This window comes from Mycolicibacterium lutetiense (assembly GCF_017876775.1).
Lineage (GTDB): Bacteria > Actinomycetota > Actinomycetes > Mycobacteriales > Mycobacteriaceae > Mycobacterium > Mycobacterium lutetiense.
Window position 1 is genome coordinate 1,058,691 of the sequence record NZ_JAGIOP010000001.1, and the last position, 20,339, is coordinate 1,079,029.

The following is a 20,339-nucleotide window of genomic DNA, read 5'->3' on the forward strand; positions in this document are numbered from 1 at the left end:
ATGAGTTCTTCTGATTTCGACACAGTCCTCGTCGCCAATCGCGGCGAGATCGCGGTGCGGGTCATCCGCACCCTGCGGGCCATGGGTATCCGGTCGGTCGCGGTGTTCAGCGATGCCGATGCCGGGGCCCGCCATGTCGCCGAGGCAGATGTGGCGGTCCGTATCGGACCCGCCGCGGCCCGGCAGAGCTACCTCGATATCGACGCCGTGGTGTCTGCCGCGCAGCGCACCGGCGCCCAGGCAGTGCACCCCGGATACGGATTCCTCTCCGAGAACGCCGAATTCGCCGCCGCACTGCAGGCCGCCGGCATCGTCTTCATCGGACCTCCCGCCGCGGCGATCGCCACCATGGGAGACAAGATCGCCGCCAAGGCCGCAGTGTCGGCCTTCGGTGTCCCGGTCGTACCCGGGATCTCGCGTCCGGGCCTGACCGATGAGGATCTGATCGCGGGGGCTCCCGAGGTCGGATTCCCGGTACTGGTCAAGCCGTCGGCCGGTGGTGGCGGCAAGGGTATGCGGGTGGTCGAGCAGGCTGCCGATCTGCCTGCCGCGCTGGCCAGCGCCCGTCGCGAAGCCGCCGCCGCGTTCGGCGACGACACCCTGTTCCTGGAACGGTTCGTGTTGCGGCCCCGCCATATCGAGGTGCAGGTGCTCGCCGACGGCCACGGCAACGTGATCCATCTGGGCGAGCGGGAGTGCAGTCTGCAGCGCAGGCACCAGAAGGTCATCGAGGAGGCGCCCTCGCCGCTGTTGGACGCCGCCGCCCGGGCCCGCATCGGTCAGGCCGCCTGTGACACCGCGCGTAGTGTCGACTACACGGGCGCCGGCACGGTGGAGTTCATCGTGTCCGCCGATGCGCCCGACGAGTTCTTCTTCATGGAGATGAACACCCGACTTCAGGTGGAACATCCGGTCACCGAAATGGTCACCGGCGTCGACCTGGTGGAACAGCAGGTCCGCATCGCGGCCGGGGCGAAGCTCGCGATCGGCCAGGACGACATCGTCATGACCGGGCATGCGGTCGAAGCGCGGGTCTATGCCGAGGACCCGGCCAACGGCTTCCTGCCCACCGGTGGCCCCGTGCTCGGACTGCGGGAGCCCAGCGGGCCGGGAGTGCGGGTGGATTCCGGACTGGCCGCAGGCACCGTCGTCGGCAGCGACTACGACCCGATGCTGTCGAAGGTCATCGCCCACGGCCCCGATCGGGCCGCGGCACTGCACAAACTGGATCGGGCGCTGGCCGACACCGCGGTGCTCGGCCTGACCACCAACACCGAGTTCCTGCGCTTCCTGCTCGCCGATCCCGATGTCGCCGCGGGCCGGTTGGACACCGGTCTGTTGGACCGTCGCGCACCGGATTTCGCTCCCGAGGCCCTCGGCGATGCTCAGCTGATCGCGGCGGCCGCCTATCTGTGGGTTACCGACTGGTCTACTGCCGGCGACGATCTGTGGGCCCGTCCGACGGGCTGGCGGGTGGGGGAGCGTGCCCCGGCGGCGTTCCGGCTGCGAGCGGGCGACCGCACTGACCACGTGTACCTCACCGGCACCCCCGGCCACGCCACCGCGGCGGTGGAGAACGGTGAAACTCACACCATCAGTGCCACTTTCGTCGACGGCCAGTTCACTCTCACCCTCGACGGCATGCGCACCGAGTATCTGGTCGCCACGCAGCTGAGCGGGGGAGTCGGCCAGCTCTGGCTCTCCGGCGCCGGGCACAGCTATGTGGTCGAAGAGGTGCGCGAAGCGCCGGTGCGGCCCGACGACGAGCACAGTGGCGACGCCGAACTTGTCAGCCCCATGCCGGGATCGGTTGTCGCCGTGGGTGTTGCGAGCGGCGCCGAGGTGACCGCCGGAACCGTGGTGGTCACCGTGGAGGCGATGAAGATGGAGCATGCCCTCACCGCACCCACCGACGGTGTGGCCGAACTACTCGTCGCCGTCGGCGACCAGGTCAAGGTGGGCCAGCCGTTGGCCCGGATTACCGCTGCAACACAGGAGAACGAGCAATGACGGACTTTCTGTCCACCGGCACCCTGCCGGACGAATACGCGCAACTGGCCAAGACGGTCCGGGATTTCGCCCAGAACGTGGTCGCCCCCGTCGCCGCCAAGCACGACGAAGAACATTCCTTCCCGTACGAGGTCGTCGCCGGCATGGCCGATATGGGCCTGTTCGGCCTGCCGTTCCCCGAGGAGTACGGCGGCATGGGTGGCGATTACTTCGCCCTGTGCCTGGCGCTGGAGGAACTCGGCAAGGTCGATCAGAGCGTGGCCATCACGCTGGAGGCCGGCGTGTCACTGGGCGCCATGCCGGTGTACCGCTTCGGCAACGATGCCCAGAAGGAAGAATGGCTGCCGCTGCTGGCCAGCGGCAAGGCGCTGGGTGCGTTCGGCCTGACCGAGGCCGGCGGCGGCAGCGACGCCGGGGCCACCAAGACCACCGCAAAGATGGACGACGGCCACTGGATCATTAATGGCTCCAAGCAGTTCATCACCAACTCCGGCACCGACATCACCAAGTTGGTCACCGTGACGGCCGTTACCGGTGAGCGCGAAGGCGGCAAGAAGGAGATCTCCTCAATCCTGGTGCCGGTGCCCATCCAGGGGTTCACCGCAGAGCCCGCCTACAACAAGGTCGGCTGGAACGCTTCGGACACCCACCCGCTGAGCTTCGACGATGTGCGGGTGCCCGCCGAGAACCTGCTCGGTGAACAGGGACGCGGCTACGCCAACTTCCTGCGCATCCTCGATGAGGGCCGCATCGCCATCGCGGCGCTGTCGGTCGGCGTCGCGCAAGGTTGCGTGGACGAATGTGTCAAGTACGCCAAGGAACGTCAGGCCTTCGGTGCGGCCATCGGTACCTACCAGGCCATCGCCTTCAAGATCGCCCGGATGGAGGCGCGTGCCCATGCGGCCCGCGCGGCGTACTACGACGCCGCGGCACTGATGTTGTCGGGCAAGCCGTTCAAGAAAGCGGCATCGGTGGCCAAGCTGGTGTCCAGCGAGGCCGCGATGGACAACGCCCGCGACGCCACCCAGATCTTCGGCGGCTACGGGTTCATGAACGAATACCCGGTGGCACGTCATTACCGGGACAGCAAGATTCTCGAAATCGGCGAAGGGACAACAGAAGTGCAGCTGATGCTGATCGCCCGGGAGGCGGGCCTGTGACTCGAGCCGAAGGGTCGAAGAAAGTCGTAGAGCAGCGCGGGCTGTGGTTCGAGGAGTTCGAGATCGGGGTGCGGTACCTGCACCGCCCCGGGCGCACCATCACCGAGGCCGACAACGTGCTGTTCACCACGCTGACGATGAACACCCAGGCGCTGCACCTGGACGCGGCGTTCTCCGATGCCCTGCCGCCGTTCAATGCCCGGTTGGTCAACTCGATGTTGACCCTGTCGACGCTCGTCGGTCTTTCGGTGGCGCAGCTGACCCAGGGCACCATCGTCGGCAACCTCGGATTCTCCGAGATCGCTTTCCCCAAGCCGCTTTTCCACGGTGACACGCTGTACGCCGAAACCGAGATCACCGAGAAGCGGGCGTCCAAGAGCCGGCCGGGGGAGGGCATCGTGACCCTCGCCCATACCGGTCGCAACCAGCACGGTGACATCGTCGCCACGGCGTCGCGCAAGACCATGGTGCGGATGCGCCCCGCAGAGGAGGCCTAGTGGCACTCGGGAACAACGGGCCGGGTTGGTTGTTCTGTCCGGCCGATCGTCCTGAACGGTTCGAAAAGGCCGCGGCGGCAGCCGATGTGGTGATCCTCGATCTGGAGGACGGGTGCGCGGCCAAGGACCGACCGGCCGCCCGTCAGGCCCTGATCGACACCCGGCTGGACCCGGCCCGCACGGTGGTGCGGGTCAATCCGACCAACACCGCCGACCATGAGCTCGATCTCAAGGCGGTCGCCGCCACCGACTACACAACGGTGATGTTGGCCAAGTCCGAGCACGCCGATCAGGTAACGGCTTTGGCGCCACTGGATGTCGTGGTGCTGATCGAGACGCCGCTGGCCGCGCTGAACGTGGTCGAATTGGTACAGCCCGACAATGCGGTCGCGGTGATGTGGGGCGCCGAGGACCTGTTCGCCGTCACCGGCGGCACCGCCAACCGCCGGCCTGACGGCTCGTACCGTGACGTCGCCCAGCACGTGCGTTCGCAGACCCTGTTGGCGGCCAAGGCCTACGGAAAGCTGGCGCTGGATTCGGTGTACCTCGACATCGTGGATCTCGACGGCCTGCGGGCCGAATCCGATGACGCGGTCGCGGTCGGTTTCGATGCCAAGGTGGCGATCCACCCGACGCAGGTCGCCGTGATCCGCTCGGCCTATGCCCCGTCCGAGGAGCAGATCGCCTGGGCGCGGGCGGTACTCGACCGGGTGGCGGGAGAGCGTGGTGTTTTCCAGCACGACGGCCTCATGGTCGACGCTCCGGTGCTGCGCCGCGCCGAGCGCATCGTCGCCCTGGCTCCCTAGTCGCTACCGCGAGCAGACGCGTAGGTACCCGAAAACTACTGATCTCGGGTACCGCAGCGTCTGCTCGCGCAGGGAAACCGACACGCCTGGAGGTCCGTCACCCACGATGAACACGGCCTTCTCGGTTCGGGCGCATAATGGCGATATGCCCCAGTGCTGCGACGGGCCGAGCGGATCGTCTGACTAGCGCCCACCCAGGCATTAGTTGGAGGCCTCTCACCAGGGGTTTTGCGCGTACCGCCGCCGCCCTGAGCACCTCATGGTCTGGCGGCGCAACATGCCGCCACCCGAGAAGGAGGCGGTATGGCTGGGTTGTATGCGGCACCGAGTGTCGATCTGGAGCCGGTATGTCTGGTGGACGCAGACGGATCACCCACCGGCGAGACCCGCTACAGCCGCGATCTGCCTCACGAGACTTTGGCCTGGCTTTACGAGTCCATGGTCGTCACCCGCGATCTGGACACCGAATTCATCAACCTGCAACGCCAGGGTGAGCTGGCCTTGTACGCCTCGTGTCGTGGCCAGGAGGCGGCGCAGATCGGGGCGACGGCCTGCCTGCGCAAGACCGACTGGCTGTTCCCGCAGTACCGGGAGATCGGCGCGTTTCTGCTGCGCGGGATCACCCCGGTCCAGATGGGCGCGGTATGGCGGGGCAAGTGGCATGGTGGCTTGGAGTTCACCAGCCGCTGCGTGGCCCCGATCGCGATTCCGATCGGCACCCACGGGTTGCATGCGGTCGGGGCGGCGATGGGCGCCCAACGTCTCGGCGAAGATTCGGTGACCGTCGCTTTTCTCGGTGACGGCGCGACCAGCGAGGGCGACGCGCACGAAGCGCTCAACCTGGCGTCGGTATTCACGGCTCCGTGTGTGTTCTTCGTGCAGAACAACCAGTGGGCGATCTCGGTGCCGGTCAGCCGACAACAGGCCGGCCCGTCGATAGCGCACCGGGCCACCGGCTATGGCATGCCGGGCATCCGCGTCGACGGCAACGACGTGCTGGCCTGCTATGCGGTGATGGCCGAGGCGGCCGAACGGGCCCGGCTCGGCGCCGGTCCCACGCTCATCGAGGCCGTCACCTACCGGATCGGCCCCCACACCACCTCCGACGATCCCACCCGCTATCGGTCGGCCGGTGAGCTCGATGACTGGCTGGCCCGGGATCCGATCGCGCGCTACCGCACCTACCTCCAGACCATCGGTGTGCTCGACGACCGTCTGGACCAACGGGTGGCGGCGCGGTCACACCGGCTGCGCACCGAGTTGCGCGACGCCATCGTCGGGGCCGCCGATGCCGATCCGGCCGAGGTGTTCGACACCGTGTACGCCGAGATCACCCCGGATCTGGCACGCCAACGCGATCAGTTGTTGGCCGAACTGGCGAAGGAGGCGTGAGACCCATGACTCAGATCATCGATCGTCCTGCCGCTCAGGGTGATTCGCCGGAGCCGTGGGAGCCTGCCCTGACTCCGCTCGGGATGCCCCCGTCGCCGGAATCCATGCCGATGGCCACCGAACTGACGATGGTCGCCGCCATCAACCAGGCGCTGCGCGACGCAATGGCCGCCGATGAGCATGTGCTGGTGTTCGGCGAGGACGTGGCCACCCTCGGCGGAGTCTTTCGCGTCACCGAGGGACTGGCCGAAACCTTCGGTGCAGACCGGTGCTTCGACACTCCGCTGGCAGAGTCGGCAATCATCGGTATCTCCATCGGCCTGGCCATTCGCGGATTCATCCCGGTTCCGGAGATGCAGTTCGACGGATTCAGCTATCCGGCCTTCGACCAGATCGCCAGCCACCTGGCGAAGTACCATATGCGCACCCGCGGCGACGTGAACATGCCGGTGACGGTGCGGATTCCGTCGTTCGGCGGTATCGGTGCGGTTGAGCATCACTCGGAGTCCACCGAGTCGTACTGGCTGCACACGGCCGGTCTCAAGGTGGTTGTGCCGTCGACCCCGTCGGACGCTTACTGGCTGCTGCGGTATGCGATCAGCAGCCCCGATCCGGTGATCTTCCTGGAGCCCAAGCGGCGCTACTGGGCCCGGGAACTTGTCGACACGAACGTGCCGGCACCCCCGATCGGCCGGGCCGCGGTGCGGCGCACCGGCACCGATGTCACGGTCATCACGTATGGCGGGCTGGTGGGTACCGCGCTCAATGCCGCGGACCTGGCCGCCGATCGGGGCTGGAGCCTCGAGGTCGTCGATCTGCGCTCGCTCAACCCGCTCGACTTCGACACCGTCGCGGCCTCGGTGCGCCGCACCGGGCGCGCCGTCGTGATGCACGAGGGGCCGCGGACCCTGGGCTTCGGGGCCGAAATCGCCGCCCGGATCTCCGAGGAGTGCTTCTACGAGCTGGAGGCACCCGTATTGCGCGCCACCGGTTTTGACACGCCGTACCCGCCGGCCCGACTGGAGAAGGCGTGGCTGCCCGGCGTCGACCGGTTGCTCGACTGCGTCGAGCGTGCGCTGGAACAGCCGTGAACCGGGAGTTCCTGGTCCCTGATCTCGGCGAGGGCCTGCAGGACGCCACCATCACCAGTTGGAGTGTCGCGGTGGGCGACACGGTCGAGCTCAATCAGACGCTGTGCACCGTCGAGACCAACAAGGCCGAGGTCGAGATCCCCAGCCCGTTCGCCGGGCAGGTGCTCGAACTCGGCGGTGCCGCAGGGGATACCTTGACCGTCGGGGCGCTGCTGGTCCGGATCGACGCCACTGACCCGGTAGGCGTCCCAGCCGTTACCGCAAAAAACGGTGTGACACCACGTAAATCGGTACTTGTCGGATACGGTGCCGACGACACGATGGATGCCAGTAGACGGACGCCGACGCCCGGCAGTCCGCGGGCACGTGCCAAACCGCCGGTGCGGAAGCTGGCGGCCGACCTGCACGTGGACCTCGATGTGCTTGCCCCTGGATCCGGGCCCGAGGGAATCGTCACCCGCGACGACGTGCTTGCCGCCGCGGGCAGTTCGGAGATTCTCGATGTCGGCGGTGTTCAGGCGGCCATGGCGCGCCGGATGTCGCTGTCACACAAGGAAATCCCCGATGCGCACGCCCGTGTGGACATCGACTGCACCGCATTGTTGGCGCTGCGCGACCGAATGGGGGCCGCCGACGCGGAGTTGCCGGTCACGCCGTTCGTGCTGACGCTGCGGCTACTGGTCCTGGTGTTGGGAAGGCATCCGCTGCTGAACGCCACCTGGCTGGACACCGCGGAAGGCGCTCAGATTCACCGCCATCCGGCCGTACATCTCGGCTTCGGGGTGGCCGCACCGCGCGGCCTGTTGGTTCCCGTGGTCCGTGACGCGCAAGCGATGACGACGCGGCAGTTGGCCAAGGCGGTGGCGGGCCTGGCGGAGCAGGCCAGAGCAGGCACGCTCAGCCCGGCCGAACTGAGCGGATCGACGTTCACCGTGTCGAACTTCGGCGCTCTCGGACTGGACGACGGTGTGCCGGTGATCAACTATCCGGAGGCGGCGATTCTGGGCATGGGCTCGATCAAGCCGCGCCCGGTCGTGGTGGACGGGGCGGTGGTGGCCCGCCCGACCATGTCGTTGACCTGTGTCTTCGACCACCGTGTCGTCGACGGCGCACAGGCCGCCGCGTTCCTCGGTGACCTGCGCGCACGGCTCGAGGCGCCCGAGCTGGCCGTGCTCGACCTGTAGGGGAGAGTTGTAGCCCGCTACTTGCGCTTGGCGGCAGCCAAACGCGCTGTGAATTCGGGGGATTCGATGGAGCGGGCCTGCGGACCGAGTTCGATGTCGACGGCGGCCCCATGTTGGTCGCTGTCGACCGTCCCCGGATTGGCGGTGGCCCGCATCGACGCCTTGGTGGCGATCACCACGTCACGAGGCGCGCCGGCCGGCCCGGCAGCGAGCATGCGAGCGGCCCCCACCGGATCCTCGTCGATCGACAGGGCCAGGCCATGGCGCACCGCGGATTCGGCGTCGAAGCGCATGCCGAACAACAACGCTGCCCGGGCCACCTGCGGGCCGACAGCGCGCTGCAGCATCCAGGTGGCACCGCCGCCGGGATGGATGCCCAGCTTCTGGAACCGTGGATCGAACAGTGCGCCCGGGCCGGCGACCCGCACATCGGCGGCCAGCGCCAGGTTCAGGCCCGCACCGACGGCGGCGCCGTTGACCGCGGCGATCGTCGGAAGCGTGCAGTTCGCCACCGCCAGGAACCCGTCATAGATCTTGCGCAGTCCGTCCTCGGTGGCTTCGCCGAGAGCGGTCAGATCCGCGCCGGCGCAGAACGCCTTACCCGCGCCGGTGACGATCACGGCGTGCACGTCGGGGTTGGCCTCGGCGGCCTCGACTGCAGCGCGCAGGGCCGCCGACATCTCGAACGTCACCGCATTGCGGCGATCGGGATCGTTGACGGTGATGAGTGCGACGTGATCGTCGACGCTGACCAAAACGGAATCCGACATCAGGTCACCCTAGCCTCCGTGACGTCCGACCGCGGGTGACGGCAATGTTCATCTAAACGTCAGCAGCTGTGCTCAGCGCTGCTGCCTCGGCGAGCGGACAATCATTCGGTGACGGCCGACATCACCGGTATTCCCGGCGTCCGGGGAACCGCCTCGGCGCAGCCGAGGTGGCGTCGCCTGGTCCTGTTGGCAGCCGCGTCTTTGCTCCTGATCTCGGCGCCGCATGCCGGAAGTTGATCAGGAGTGCCGGGTCAGTTCAGCAGCAGGCCCGCTGAGTGCTCCCTGGTATGAGAGCACCGCGGCGATCGTGGTTGCCGGAATCGGTGGCGTGGTGGCTATCGGTGCCCTGGTATTGGCGGTTCTCGCGACGTCGCACCACTCGGTGCTACCCGTTCAACCGGACCGGCTCACCCCAGTGACGCCGACGAAGCCGGTGACGTCGCGGTCGAAGGCAACCACCACCAGCATGATGCCGCGGACACCGGTGAGCGCCAGCGAAGGCACCGGAATGCCAAGTGCGCCAACGCTACCGCCGGAAGTCACGGTGGAGACCACTGCGCCGCCGACCACGACGATGTCGAATCCCTATGCCACCACGTCGGCGCCCAACGGGGCCGCGTTCTGATGCGAGCTGACTGAATCGCGCGTAGACGGGGTCAGCCGAACCCGATTCCGATACCGCCCCAGCCGTCGTCGTCGGGCTCGTTGGGGCACGAAACGTCCACGTAGACGGTCGTGTTCGACGGATCGGTGCCGGGGTCGCGATTCAGGAGTTCGAGGACTCGTCCGGGCACTGCACATCCACGTAGACCGTTACGTCCGACTTGGGTAGGGCAGGCGACCCGCGGTTGGGGTTGTGGATCGAGTTGACTCGGCACAGCGCCAGCGACAGCGTGCTCTTGCCGCCGACCCAGTTGATTGCCACGTTGTAGCCCTCGGCATTCAGGGCTGAGATGGTCTCGTCGGCGCGCTGGCCACCCGACGGGTCTGCGGCGGCCAACGGCGCGCCCCCGAGCGCAAGGGCCGTGACGATCACGGCCGATCCTGCGATTGTCGAATTTCGTATACGTGTCGGCATGTCGATCCTCCTCGCGGCCGGATCTCATGCTGCTGCTCTCACTGGTAGCGCCGACCGTTACCAGTCAGTGTATTCCAGATGGACAGCAAGTTAACAGATGGTTGCCAAATTCATAGAGAGTTGAGCTGCCGGGGAGTCTGGCCGGCGGGGGGTGAGGGGCGGGCCGAATAGAAATCGGGCAGCATCCGGGATCTCCGGATGCTGCCCGAATGTCTCACGGAACAGGTGGTGCGGGAACGGGATCTGCCGGCGGGAGCGGTGCCCCCGGGGCCGGCGGCGGAGCTGCCGGGTCCGGGAGGTTCTCACCGAGACCCGGAGGAACATTCGTCCCGGGCGGCGGCGCGGTGCCGGGAAGCGGTTCACCGAGCTGCTCTTTGGGTACCTGACCCAGCATCGCGCCGCGCAGGTTCCCGTCGCGGTACAGCGTGTGCATCTGCCGCATCCAGTTGAGCCCGGAGATATCTGCGTTCTCCTGACCGGGCTCGACGCCGACGACGGTGCCCTGACCAGGCGCGGACGGTTTCTCGTTCTGTGGGAAGAAGTTCCCGTTGTTGAACGCCCGGAGATTGGGTGCCTCGGTCGGCGGCGGCCCACCCGGCGCCGACGGAGCCACGTATTGGCCCAGCAGCGCACCAGGACTCATGTCGATCCCGGCCGGGACACCCAATCGGCCGGGTGCCGTCTCGGTGCCGGTCTGTCCCAGCACCGACAGCCCGTTCGGCCCGAGAGGTGCGCCCATCAGCGGCACCGGGGGCCCGGCCGGCGGTGGTGGCTCGGGTGCCGGCGCGGCGACCGCGGGTGGGCCTGGAACCTCCGGCGGTGCCGGGTCGGCTGCGGCGGTCGCCGAGCAGGCAACCGCCGCGCCGACCACGAACAACCCGGCTGCGGCGAGGGTGGCCACTGCGTTCTTGACCGCGTATGTGGCGCCCAGATTCTCGCTGATGCCTTCGTGTTTCGTGTTCACGGCAGCCCGTCAGACCGACTTGGTGATGCCGTAGTAGGCGACCACGTCGTCGGTGTCGGTGGTGGAGCTGGTCAGGGTGGCATAGGAGCGCAGGAAGGACTGACCGACGCAGCCGTCGACCTTGATGTGGACGTCTTTCAACGTGACGCGCACCGGCGCTGCCTTGAACGACTTCTTGTTGACCGAGACGTTGGTGACGGTGCCCGGCTTGGGGTGGACTTCCAGGGTGCCCGACATTGGCATGCTCACGCCGGTCGGGATGATGCCGGCCAGCGTTGACCCCGAGGTGCTCAGGCCGATCGACCCGATCAGGCGGACCTGTCCCAGTTCGATGCCGCAGCCGATCTGGTAGCCGGTGTCGAGGGTGCCGCCGGTCAGCGAGGTGGACCCGCCTCCGGCGACGGTGCCGGTGAACGTGCCTGCCACGAGGTATTCGCGGGAGGATGCGGCGGTGGTCAGCGGCGCGATGGGCAGCTGGCTTTCATTGGTGGCGGCCACGGTGAGCTTCCATCCGTCGGGGGTGGTGACGACACCGGGCTCGGCGGAGGCGACCAGTCCGTTGTCCGGTGGTGGGCCGGCGTCAACGGCCGGATCGGCTGGGGGCGGGGGTGGTGGCGGGTCGGCCGACGCGAGGGGCGCCAGCGCTACCGGGGCCAGCATGCATACAGCGGCCAAGGTGGCGAAACGATTCAACATGCGGGAACTTGTGCCTCTCATGGGTTTTGAATCTGAGGGGTCGGTGTGGTGATCAGAGCGGGTCATGGTCGGTGTCGTTTGCGGGCCGGGGTCAGACGGTTTTGGTGACGCCGAGGTAGGTGACGACGTCGTCGGTGTTGTCGGTGGAGCTGGTCAGGGTCGCGTAGGTGCGGATGAACGATTGACCCGCGCATTGGTCGAATTTGATGCGGACGCCCGTGACGGTTACGCGGGTACCGGTGCCTTTGAACGACTTCTTGTCGATGGGGACGATGCTGACGGTGCCCGGCTTGAGATACACCTTGCCCTGCAGGCTGATACCGGTACCGAGGCTGCCGTCACCGGCGGAGCCGGTGAACGGAATTTTGATGCCCGGTGTGAAGCTGATGCCGGGGTTGATCTCGGTTTCGTCGTTGATGATGCCGCAGCCGATCTGAGTACCGGCTTCGAGTGTGCCGCCGGTCAGCTTGGTCTTGCCTGCACCTGAGACCTTTCCGGTGAAGGTGCCACCGACGAGGTATTCGCGTGAGGACACCGCGGTGGTCAGCGGGGCGACCGGCAGTAGGGTCTCGTTGGCGCCGGCTACGGTGACGTGCCAGCCGTCGGGGGTGTCCAGGACGCCGGGGGCTGAGGACGGCATTGCGCCGGTGTCCGGTGGGGGCGGGGCGGGTGCGGCTGCGGCTGCGGCAGGAGCGGCGGGGTCCGGCGGGGGCGGGGGATCTGCCGACGCGAGGGGCGCAATCGCCACAGGGGCCAACAGGCAGACTGCAGCCAGCGGGGCAAAACGACTCAACATGTGTGAACTTGCGCCTCTCGTGGTTCTGGGCCCTGTTTGGTCTTGCGACGCGCCGTGGTCGCGAGAAGCCAAAGGGCCCAACGAATCTGTCGCGACGAATCATGAACCGATCGGGTTTCGAATCGGTGAACAACATCCCAACAATTGCCACCGCGTTTCTGGCGACCTGGCATCGTCGAACCTGTGAACCTCCTGTCAAAGCGATTGCACTGCACTGCATTACATACACAACGTGGCTGAGGCGCGCGGCCCCGCACAATGGACGACCGTTAGGGGGGATGACGTGGCCTGGTGTTCACCTTTTGGACATCTGGACGGCCGACCGTGATGCGTCGACGTCAACTATGACGCTTGACGTCGAACTGCTATCCGACTGACGGAGGAATCGTTGAGGTCGTCCCAGATGTATGAGCGAGGAATTGCATCGCTCCTCATTGCCTTCAGTGTTGGGTTCGCCGCCATGCCAACGGCACTCGCCGAACCCGGCGATGAGGCCGGCGTTGCGGGACCTGCGGCGCCCGGAGTGCCGGAACTGCCGCCCGTGGTGCCTGGGGTGCCTGGGGTGCCGGCCGCCGCTCCGGTGGCCGTGCCCGTCGCCGGTACGGATGACCCTGGCGTGCCGGCGGTTACGGCGTGCTCGAAGTTTGCCGATGCCCTCGATTCGGCATCGACGTTCTATGGCGATTTTGCGGATTCGATCGAAGGCGTGGAGCGTCCCGACTACGGGGATCCGACCGTCAGCACCACGAACACCAGCGGGCGGACCGCGCTGCGCGAAGCCGCCGCATCGGCGATGAATGCCGCTGGTACGCCGGGACTTCCACCCGACATTGCCAACCCGATGCGGTCCTGGTCGTTCGGCGCCACCAAGTTGCTGCTGAAGATGGGGCTGCGGACCGGGGGTCAGTCGCTCAACGACACGGCCACCCAGCTCAACAACGACGCCAACAACGCGCAGATGGCCTGTGCCACCGCGGGCACTCACGCCTGACCGTCCGGCGCTGGCCAGGTTCGAAACTCACCCACCCGAAGCGCGGTGAACCGTGCCTTCAGTAAAGGACTATCGTGATCCGGCTTGTGACCTCCTTGGTTGCGCTCGTGCTATTGGCAACCAGTTGTACGAGCAACGGCGACAAGGCCCAGGGTCCGCCGAAGGACGTGCCCAAATCGGCACTAGAAGGACTGCTGCTGAGCACCGACGAGGCCAACACCCTGATGGGGACCGAGGAGATGACGGCTCATCCGCCGGTCACCGAGATGAGTGATCACCGCAATCTGCTGCCCAACCTGAACTGCCTCGGTGCCTGGCAGGTCGACGAGTCCGCCATCTACGGGGAGCACTGGACCGCCATGCGCCAGGTGCTGCTGAGGGCGCCGGACAATGACAACTGGGACAACCTGCTGGTGCAGTCGGTGGTCATCTATCCATCCACTCAGGACGCCAACGACTTCCTCGATCAGTCGGCGGAGCGTTGGTCCAAGTGCACCAACCACCACGTGAACATCACCCTCAACGGTGAACCGCTGCCGAAGTGGACGAGTGGCGACCTGACCAGGACTGACTCCGAGCTCATCCTGCCGTTCACCCGGGTCAAGGGGGATCAGACCCGCGACTGCCAGCGTGCCCTGGCCGTCGCCGCGAACCTCGTCATGGACATCCAGGCGTGTAAGCCGGCGGGATCCTCGGTGACCCAGGCCGCTGATGTGGTGGAGAAGATCAAGGCCGCGATGCCACGGTGAGCGGTGCTGATCACCGGGTAGTCTGAGCCACGCAGCTGGTCTGTCGGCGCCGGGGTATGCGCGGTGCCGACATCGAACGTCGCATGCTGATCGAGATGCGACGTGAGAGGGAACCCGGTGAGAATCCGGGACTGTCCCGCAGCGGTATGCAGGAACGACCGCCGTCATCAGCACTGGCACGCAGGTAACTGCGGCTGGGAAGCGACGGCCAGTAGGTGCACGGTTTCCGTGCGTGCCTGTGAGTCCGAAGACCTGCCAGCTGTACCGGGCGCGCCGCGCCCGGTGGTTCATCGCCTCGCGGAATGGGCAGTGGCCGAAGGCAGGTCACTCGTGGCGGGTGGCTGCGTTCGGTTTGACGTCTCCTGGCGGTGGCCATCCCTCGCACGTTGAAGGACGTCGACATGAGCACAACCGCAACACCCTTCACCGCCACCATCCTCGGGTCGCCGCGGATCGGCCCCCACCGAGAACTCAAGCGCGCCGTCGAGAAGTACTGGGCCGGACGCATCGACCGCGCCGAACTCGAGTCCGTCGCCGCCACGTTGCGCCGCGACACCTGGGCATCGTTGGTCGCCGCCGGACTGGACTCGGTCCCGGTCAACACGTTCTCCTACTACGACCAGGTGCTCGACACTGCAGTTCTGGTCGGAGCCCTGCCGACCCGGGTCCACGGCATCGCCGACGATCTCGACCGATATTTCGCTGCCGCCCGCGGGAACGACGACATCGCTCCGCTGGAGATGACCAAGTGGTTCGACACCAACTACCACTACCTCGTGCCGGAATTTCGTCCCGACACGTCATTTTCGCTCAACCCGGCCAAGGTGCTGGGAGAACTGGAAGAGGCTCGCAGTCAAGGGATCCCGGCCCGGCCGGTGATTGTGGGACCGGTGACTTTCCTGGCGTTGTCGAAGGCAGTGGACGGTGCCGGCACGCCCATCGACCGGCTGGACGAACTCGTCGCTGTCTATGCCGAGCTGCTTGGACTGCTGGCTGACCACGGAGTCGAGTGGGTCCAGTTCGATGAGCCCGTGTTGGTGACCGACATCCTGGACAACGCTGCCGAACTCGCCGAGCGGACGTACTCCCGACTCGGTGCGCTGAACAAGCGGCCTTCGGTGTTTGTCGCGACGTACTTCGGCGAGCTGACCGACGCCCTGCCGGCGCTGGCGCGTGCTCCGATCGAGGCCATCGGTGTCGACCTGGTGGCCGGCTCTGCGGCGGTGCTGGCCGCGGTTCCCGAGCTGAAGGACAAGCTCGTCGTGGCCGGGGTGGTCGACGGCCGCAACATCTGGCGCACGGACCTGGAGAATGCGCTCGGCACCCTGGCCACACTGCAGGGGTCGGCGGGCGCCGTGGCCGTGTCTACGTCGTGCTCGACGCTGCATGTGCCGTACACCCTCGACGCAGAGTCGGATATCGATGGGGCGCTGCGCAGTTGGCTGGCCTTCGGTGTGGAAAAAGTTGACGAGGTGGTGGCCCTGGCGCGCGGTCTCGGACAGGGGCGGGACGCGATCTCGGCTGAGATCGCGGCATCCGACGCGGCCATCGCGTCGCGCAAGTCCGATCCACGGCTCAACAACGGCCAGGTGCGGGCACGGATCTCGGCGATCGTGGCCTCGGGCTCCACCCGTGGACCGGCCGACCAGCGCCGTACCGCACAGCAGGACCGGCTGAAGCTGCCGTCCCTGCCCACCACTACGATCGGGTCCTACCCACAAACCTCCGCCATTCGTATCGCCCGTGCGGACCTTCGGGCCGGGCATATCGATGCGGCCGAGTACGTGCGACGGATGAAGGCCGAGATCGCCGACGTCATCAAGCTGCAAGAAGAATTGGGCTTGGACGTCCTGGTACACGGTGAGCCGGAGCGCAACGACATGGTGCAGTACTTCGCCGAACAACTCGACGGATTCTTCGCCACCCAGAACGGCTGGGTGCAGTCGTACGGCAGCCGGTGCGTCCGCCCGCCGATCCTCTACGGGGACGTGGTCCGACCCGAGCAGATGACGGTCGATTGGATCACCTATGCCCAGTCGCTGACCGGCAAACCGGTCAAGGGGATGCTCACCGGCCCCGTCACCATCTTGGCCTGGTCCTTCGTCCGGGACGACCAGCCATTGGCCGACACCGCGTATCAGGTTGCCCTGGCCATCCGGGACGAAACTGTGGACCTGCAGTCGGCGGGCATCGCGATCATCCAGGTCGATGAACCCGCATTGCGCGAACTGCTGCCGCTGCGCACCAAAGACAAGGCGGCGTACCTACGCTGGGCCGTCGATGCGTTCCGGTTGTCCACCTCCGGTGTTGCGGACTCGACCCAGATCCACACGCACCTGTGCTACTCGGAGTTCGGTGAGGTGATCGGGGCGATCGCCGACCTGGACGCCGACGTGACCTCCATCGAGGCGGCCCGCTCCCACATGGAGGTGCTCGGTGATCTCAACGCGGCCGGCTTCTCCAACAGTGTCGGGCCAGGTGTCTATGACATCCACTCACCACGGGTTCCCGGCGTGGAGGAGATTGCCATATCGCTACGTGAAGCGCTCAGAGCGGTTCCCGCCGAACGGCTCTGGGTCAATCCCGACTGTGGCTTGAAGACCCGCACCACCGATGAGGTGACCGAGGCACTCAGGCACATGGTCAGCGCTGCCGCGGAAGTGCGCGCCGGATAGCGCCGTTCAGGTCGCCGGGCGTGGGTCTCATGCACGCGATGGGGTCGAACCCCGTGCATCAGACCCACGCTCGGCGGCCTACTGTCCAGTGCATCAGCCGAACTCGATGACGTTGGTCGGTGCGCGGAACCGCTCGAGTGAGCGGGATCGGTAGGCGAGTGCCGCGGCACGCGACAAGATCTTGCCCCGACCGGCCGGCATCTCAAGCTCATGTACCGCGATAACTCCTGGTATGGAACGCAACTCGTCGTACCGATCGGCGGTGAACGAGAACGGCATCGGCGGTGCGGTGTACTGCTTGCTGAGCTTGATGCCGCATCGCTGCGAGTACCAGCTCAGAAATCGCGGGACGCTGTCGAAGATCAGCTGTCCCCCGGGGAACCTGGCGGCACAGGCCGCGATGAGATCGAAGACCGAGCTTTCGTCGAGGTATTGGAACAATCCCTCGACGGTGATGAGTACTCCGTTGGTGGTGTCTACCTGATCCATCCAGGAGTGGTCGAGTGCGGACTGTGCCAGATGGCGCAGCCGGTCAGACGCCGGTAGTAGTTCCTGGCGTAGCTGTACGACCGGCTCCAGATCCACGGAGAGCCAGCTGATTTCACCGTTGTCGAGACGCCAGAAGCTGGTTTGCAGTCCCTCGGCGAGGGCCACCACCGTGGCGCGGGGGTGTGCCCGGAGGTACCGGTGAGCGGCGGTGTCGAATGCGACGGCCCGCAGGGCGGTGGCCTGGTGGGTCCGGCCGAAATGGTCGTAGTCATAGTCGAGGCTGTTGCGCAGGGTGATCGCCATCGGGTCCTCGATGATGCCGTCGGGCCGGGCCGCCTCGGTCGCTCTCTGGTGCAGTGTCAGTAGCGCGGTTTCTGAGATCGCGGTCAGGTGACGAGCGTCGATGACTGGCATGCGCCGACCGTACCTGCCGGTGGATTTGCGGCATACCCGTGCTGCGGTGTCGAGAGTCGTTGCCCCGGTTCACCGGTCACTACGAACATCCCGGGAACTTTCTGTGGGCCGTGACCGACTAGCTCGAGGACAAGGCTCATGTGAGGAGGTGATGGCGTGACCGCACCGCTGTGGTTTGCGGTGCCTCCAGAGGTGCATTCGGCTCTGCTGACCGCGGGGCCCGGTCCCGGATCCCTGCTTGCGGCGGCGGCTGAGTGGGACGCGCTGAGCATTCAATACAGTGCGGCAGCAGCCGAACTCACACAGATTCTGGCCGGGGTGCAGGCCTGCAGCTGGGAAGGACCGAGCGCCACGCAGTATGTGGCTGCCCACGGCCCCTACCTGGCGTGGCTGGAGCAGTCCTCCGCCGACAGTGCGCTCACCGCCGCGCAGCACGGGACCGTAGCGGCTGCGTACAGCACCGCTCTGGCGACCATGCCTACCCTGGCCGAACTCGCTGCCAACCACATCACTCACGGCGTGCTCACGGTCACCAACTTCTTCGGCCTGAACACCATACCGATCGCCATCAACGAAGCCGATTATGTGCGGATGTGGCTGCAGGCGGCCGAATCGATGGCCACCTACGAAGCGGTGGCGGCCGGCGCGTACTCGGCGGTTCCATCGACTCGGCCGGCGCCGTCGATCCTTGTGCCGGGAGGTGAAGCACGGAGCGATCAGCAGAACACGTCGGGCTCAATGTCGGGGGACCAGCCGCTGAACAACGTCTGGAAACTGATCTCGGATCTCATCTCGGGAGCCGGCAATCCCGAGCAGCTCCTTGAGACGTTTCAACAGTTCTTCGGGCAGTTGGGATTCAACCCGGCCGAGGCCGCCGTCCTCGCCATCATCGCCCTGGTGCTCTACGACATGCTCTGGTATCCCTACTACGCGTCGTACTCGCTACTGCTCCTGCCGTTCTTCGCGCCGGCGCTGAGTGCCCTCAGCGCGCTGGGTGCACTGACGCTGCTGCAGAACAAGGTTCCGGATCCGGGGCTGATGCCAGGGCCCGTCGATGTCGACGCCGGGCACAGGGCCGGCCGGTCGGCCGATGTCGGCGTGCCGTTGCCCCTGTCCGCGACCTCGACGGCGGTTCCGCAGACCGGTGCGGGGTCTGGTGTGCCCACCCCGAGCAGTCCGGGTACCGCGGGGGGTGCCGCAGGCCCATCCATGGTCGGCTACGCCGTGCCGGGATTGGATCCGCCGGCAGTGGCGGCAGGACCGAGGATCGGTGCGAAATCACCTGATGGCATGACGGACGTTCTCACCACCGTCGCGGCGGCCAGGGCGGCCGTCGGCGCCCGTCACCGTCGAAAACAGGCCGGTCGCAAGCGAGACCGTGCGCGGAGCTACCGCTACGAATTTCTGGACGCCACCGAGGCGGCGGACGTTCCCGACCCTGTCCGACCTTCGTCACCGTCATCCAGCGACCAGGGGGCAACAACCCTCGGCTTCTCCGGAGTCGTACCGGTCCCCACGAGCGCGTCGGCCGCAGGGATGGTCCAGCATGCGCGCGGCAGTGACGGAGAATCCGTCCCCATGCTTCCCGCCACCTGGATCGGTCATCCAGATGTCACCCGCGAATAGCGGGAACTTTCAACCGGTTTGATTCGACCAATCCGATAGTTGCACCGCCGGCGCTGCGCAGTGCCGAACGAGGAGAAAAGTTGACGCTGAATGTGAAAGGGGAGGGGCTCGGGGCGCAAGTCACGGGAATCGACCCCAAGAATCTCGACGACATCACCAGGGGCGAGATCCGGGAGATCGTCTATCAGAACAAGCTGGTGGTTCTGAAAGATGTTCATCCGACTCCCGAGGAATTCCTTCAACTGGGTCGCATCGTCGGCGATGTGGTCACGTACTACGAGCCGATCTATCACCACAAGGACCACCCAGAGATCTTTGTCTCCTCGACAGAGCAGGGGCACGGCGTCCCGAGGACCGGTGCGTTCTGGCACATCGACTACATGTTCATGCCCGAGCCGTTCGCATTCTCGATGGTGGTGCCACTGGCGGTGCCTGGGAGTGACCGTGGGACCTACTTCATCGACCTCAACAAGGTGTGGGAGTCCCTGCCCGACACTGTGCGCGACCCGGTGCGTGGCACATTCGCCACCCATGACCCTCGGCGTCACATCAAGATTCGCCCGCATGATGTGTACAAGCCGATCGGCGAGGTGTGGGACGAGATCTCCAGGGCCACGCCGCCGATCAAATGGCCAACCGTGATCAGGCACCCGAAAACCGGGCAGGAGATCCTCTACATCTGCGCATCGGGTACCACGAAGATCGAGGACCAGGACGGCCATGTGTTGGATCCCGTTGTGCTGCAGGACCTCATGGCTGCCACCGGGCAACTCGATCCGGATTTCACCTCACCGTTCATCCACGCTCAGCACTACGAAGTGGGCGATGTCGTGTTGTGGGACAACCGGGTTCTGATGCACCGGGCGAAACACGGCACGACGCCAGGCACTTTGACAACTCATCGGCTGACCATGCTGGACGGCCTCAAGACACCGGGATATGGGGTATGAG

The 20,339-nt window shown here is 66.4% G+C and carries 20 protein-coding genes and 1 riboswitch; of the genes, 13 read left to right on the top strand and 7 right to left on the bottom strand.

Going from position 1 to position 20,339, the window contains the following annotated elements:
* From JOF57_RS05160 to JOF57_RS05190, 7 genes are all read left to right on the top strand, one after another.
* Positions 1-2,010 (top strand): ATP-binding protein, encoded by a 2,010-nt coding sequence (locus tag JOF57_RS05160; protein WP_209914342.1) that lies wholly within the window; start codon positions 1-3, stop codon positions 2,008-2,010.
* Positions 2,007-3,170 (top strand): acyl-CoA dehydrogenase family protein, encoded by a 1,164-nt coding sequence (locus JOF57_RS05165; protein ID WP_209914345.1) that lies wholly within the window; start codon positions 2,007-2,009, stop codon positions 3,168-3,170. Before JOF57_RS05160 ends, JOF57_RS05165 begins: the two co-directional genes overlap by 4 nt.
* Positions 3,167-3,667, top strand: a complete 501-nt coding sequence (locus tag JOF57_RS05170; RefSeq protein ID WP_209914348.1) for a MaoC family dehydratase — start codon at positions 3,167-3,169, stop codon at positions 3,665-3,667. Before JOF57_RS05165 ends, JOF57_RS05170 begins: the two co-directional genes overlap by 4 nt.
* Complete coding sequence (locus tag JOF57_RS05175) at positions 3,667-4,473, top strand: HpcH/HpaI aldolase/citrate lyase family protein (protein ID WP_209914350.1); 807 nt, start codon at positions 3,667-3,669, stop codon at positions 4,471-4,473. The genes JOF57_RS05170 and JOF57_RS05175 overlap by 1 nt, the downstream gene beginning before the upstream one ends.
* A 303-nt stretch (positions 4,474-4,776) precedes the next feature.
* The gene (pdhA, locus tag JOF57_RS05180) at positions 4,777-5,865 is read left to right on the top strand and encodes a pyruvate dehydrogenase (acetyl-transferring) E1 component subunit alpha (RefSeq protein WP_209914353.1); all 1,089 of its coding nucleotides are present in this window, start codon (positions 4,777-4,779) and stop codon (positions 5,863-5,865) included.
* Positions 5,866-5,948: 83 nt separating this feature from the next.
* Positions 5,949-6,956 (top strand): alpha-ketoacid dehydrogenase subunit beta, encoded by a 1,008-nt coding sequence (locus JOF57_RS05185; RefSeq protein ID WP_234937941.1) that lies wholly within the window; start codon positions 5,949-5,951, stop codon positions 6,954-6,956.
* Positions 6,953-8,140, top strand: coding sequence for a dihydrolipoamide acetyltransferase family protein (locus JOF57_RS05190; protein WP_209914359.1), 1,188 nt, complete (start codon positions 6,953-6,955; stop codon positions 8,138-8,140). The genes JOF57_RS05185 and JOF57_RS05190 overlap by 4 nt, the downstream gene beginning before the upstream one ends.
* Positions 8,141-8,157: 17 nt before the next feature.
* Here the strand turns inward: JOF57_RS05190 and JOF57_RS05195 are convergent, their stop codons facing one another.
* Positions 8,158-8,910, bottom strand: a complete 753-nt coding sequence (locus JOF57_RS05195) for an enoyl-CoA hydratase (RefSeq protein WP_209914362.1) — start codon at positions 8,908-8,910, stop codon at positions 8,158-8,160.
* 223 nt (positions 8,911-9,133) lie between these two features.
* On the opposite strand from JOF57_RS05195, the gene JOF57_RS05200 reads away from it, so the two are divergent.
* Positions 9,134-9,535, top strand: a complete 402-nt coding sequence (locus JOF57_RS05200; RefSeq protein ID WP_209914365.1) for a hypothetical protein — start codon at positions 9,134-9,136, stop codon at positions 9,533-9,535.
* Positions 9,536-9,566: 31 nt separating this feature from the next.
* Here JOF57_RS05200 and JOF57_RS05205 read toward each other — a convergent pair whose 3' ends face one another.
* From JOF57_RS05205 to JOF57_RS05225, 5 genes are all read right to left on the bottom strand, one after another.
* Positions 9,567-9,704: a hypothetical protein gene (locus JOF57_RS05205; RefSeq protein WP_209915946.1), complete on the bottom strand. Its 138-nt coding sequence runs from the start codon at positions 9,702-9,704 to the stop codon at positions 9,567-9,569.
* Positions 9,677-9,946, bottom strand: a complete 270-nt coding sequence (locus JOF57_RS05210; RefSeq protein ID WP_307869963.1) for a hypothetical protein — start codon at positions 9,944-9,946, stop codon at positions 9,677-9,679. Before JOF57_RS05210 ends, JOF57_RS05205 begins: the two co-directional genes overlap by 28 nt.
* Before the next feature lie 256 nt (positions 9,947-10,202).
* Complete coding sequence (locus JOF57_RS05215) at positions 10,203-10,952, bottom strand: hypothetical protein (RefSeq protein ID WP_407666535.1); 750 nt, start codon at positions 10,950-10,952, stop codon at positions 10,203-10,205.
* Positions 10,953-10,961: 9 nt separating this feature from the next.
* Positions 10,962-11,648 (bottom strand): MspA family porin, encoded by a 687-nt coding sequence (locus JOF57_RS05220; RefSeq protein ID WP_209914371.1) that lies wholly within the window; start codon positions 11,646-11,648, stop codon positions 10,962-10,964.
* Positions 11,649-11,739: 91 nt separating this feature from the next.
* Entirely contained in the window at positions 11,740-12,444 is a 705-nt protein-coding gene (locus JOF57_RS05225) for an MspA family porin (protein ID WP_209914373.1), read from the bottom strand.
* A 460-nt stretch (positions 12,445-12,904) separates the two neighbouring features.
* Between JOF57_RS05225 and JOF57_RS05230 the strand changes: the two genes are divergently transcribed.
* The 3 genes from JOF57_RS05230 (at position 12,905) to metE (ending at position 16,859) form a co-directional block, all read left to right on the top strand.
* Positions 12,905-13,435 carry an Rv2240c family protein gene (locus JOF57_RS05230; RefSeq protein WP_407666536.1) on the top strand — a complete coding sequence of 177 codons (531 nt, stop codon included), beginning with the start codon at positions 12,905-12,907 and terminating at the stop codon, positions 13,433-13,435.
* An 86-nt stretch (positions 13,436-13,521) separates the two neighbouring features.
* Entirely contained in the window at positions 13,522-14,184 is a 663-nt protein-coding gene (locus JOF57_RS05235) for a sensor domain-containing protein (protein ID WP_307869964.1), read from the top strand.
* A gap of 69 nt (positions 14,185-14,253) precedes the next feature.
* Positions 14,254-14,458, top strand: a riboswitch (cobalamin riboswitch).
* A gap of 127 nt (positions 14,459-14,585) precedes the next feature.
* A complete protein-coding gene (metE, locus tag JOF57_RS05240) occupies positions 14,586-16,859 on the top strand; it encodes a 5-methyltetrahydropteroyltriglutamate--homocysteine S-methyltransferase (RefSeq protein ID WP_209914380.1) in 2,274 nt (757 codons plus the stop codon).
* 93 nt (positions 16,860-16,952) lie between these two features.
* On the opposite strand, the gene JOF57_RS05245 is transcribed toward metE, so the two are convergent.
* Entirely contained in the window at positions 16,953-17,762 is an 810-nt protein-coding gene (locus JOF57_RS05245) for a class I SAM-dependent methyltransferase (protein ID WP_209914383.1), read from the bottom strand.
* A gap of 156 nt (positions 17,763-17,918) precedes the next feature.
* Between JOF57_RS05245 and JOF57_RS05250 the strand changes: the two genes are divergently transcribed.
* Positions 17,919-19,388, top strand: coding sequence for a PPE family protein (locus tag JOF57_RS05250; protein ID WP_209914386.1), 1,470 nt, complete (start codon positions 17,919-17,921; stop codon positions 19,386-19,388).
* An 80-nt stretch (positions 19,389-19,468) separates the two neighbouring features.
* Positions 19,469-20,338 (top strand): (3R)-3-[(carboxymethyl)amino]fatty acid oxygenase/decarboxylase, encoded by an 870-nt coding sequence (scoE, locus tag JOF57_RS05255; protein WP_209914388.1) that lies wholly within the window; start codon positions 19,469-19,471, stop codon positions 20,336-20,338.
* Position 20,339 lies beyond the last annotated feature (1 nt).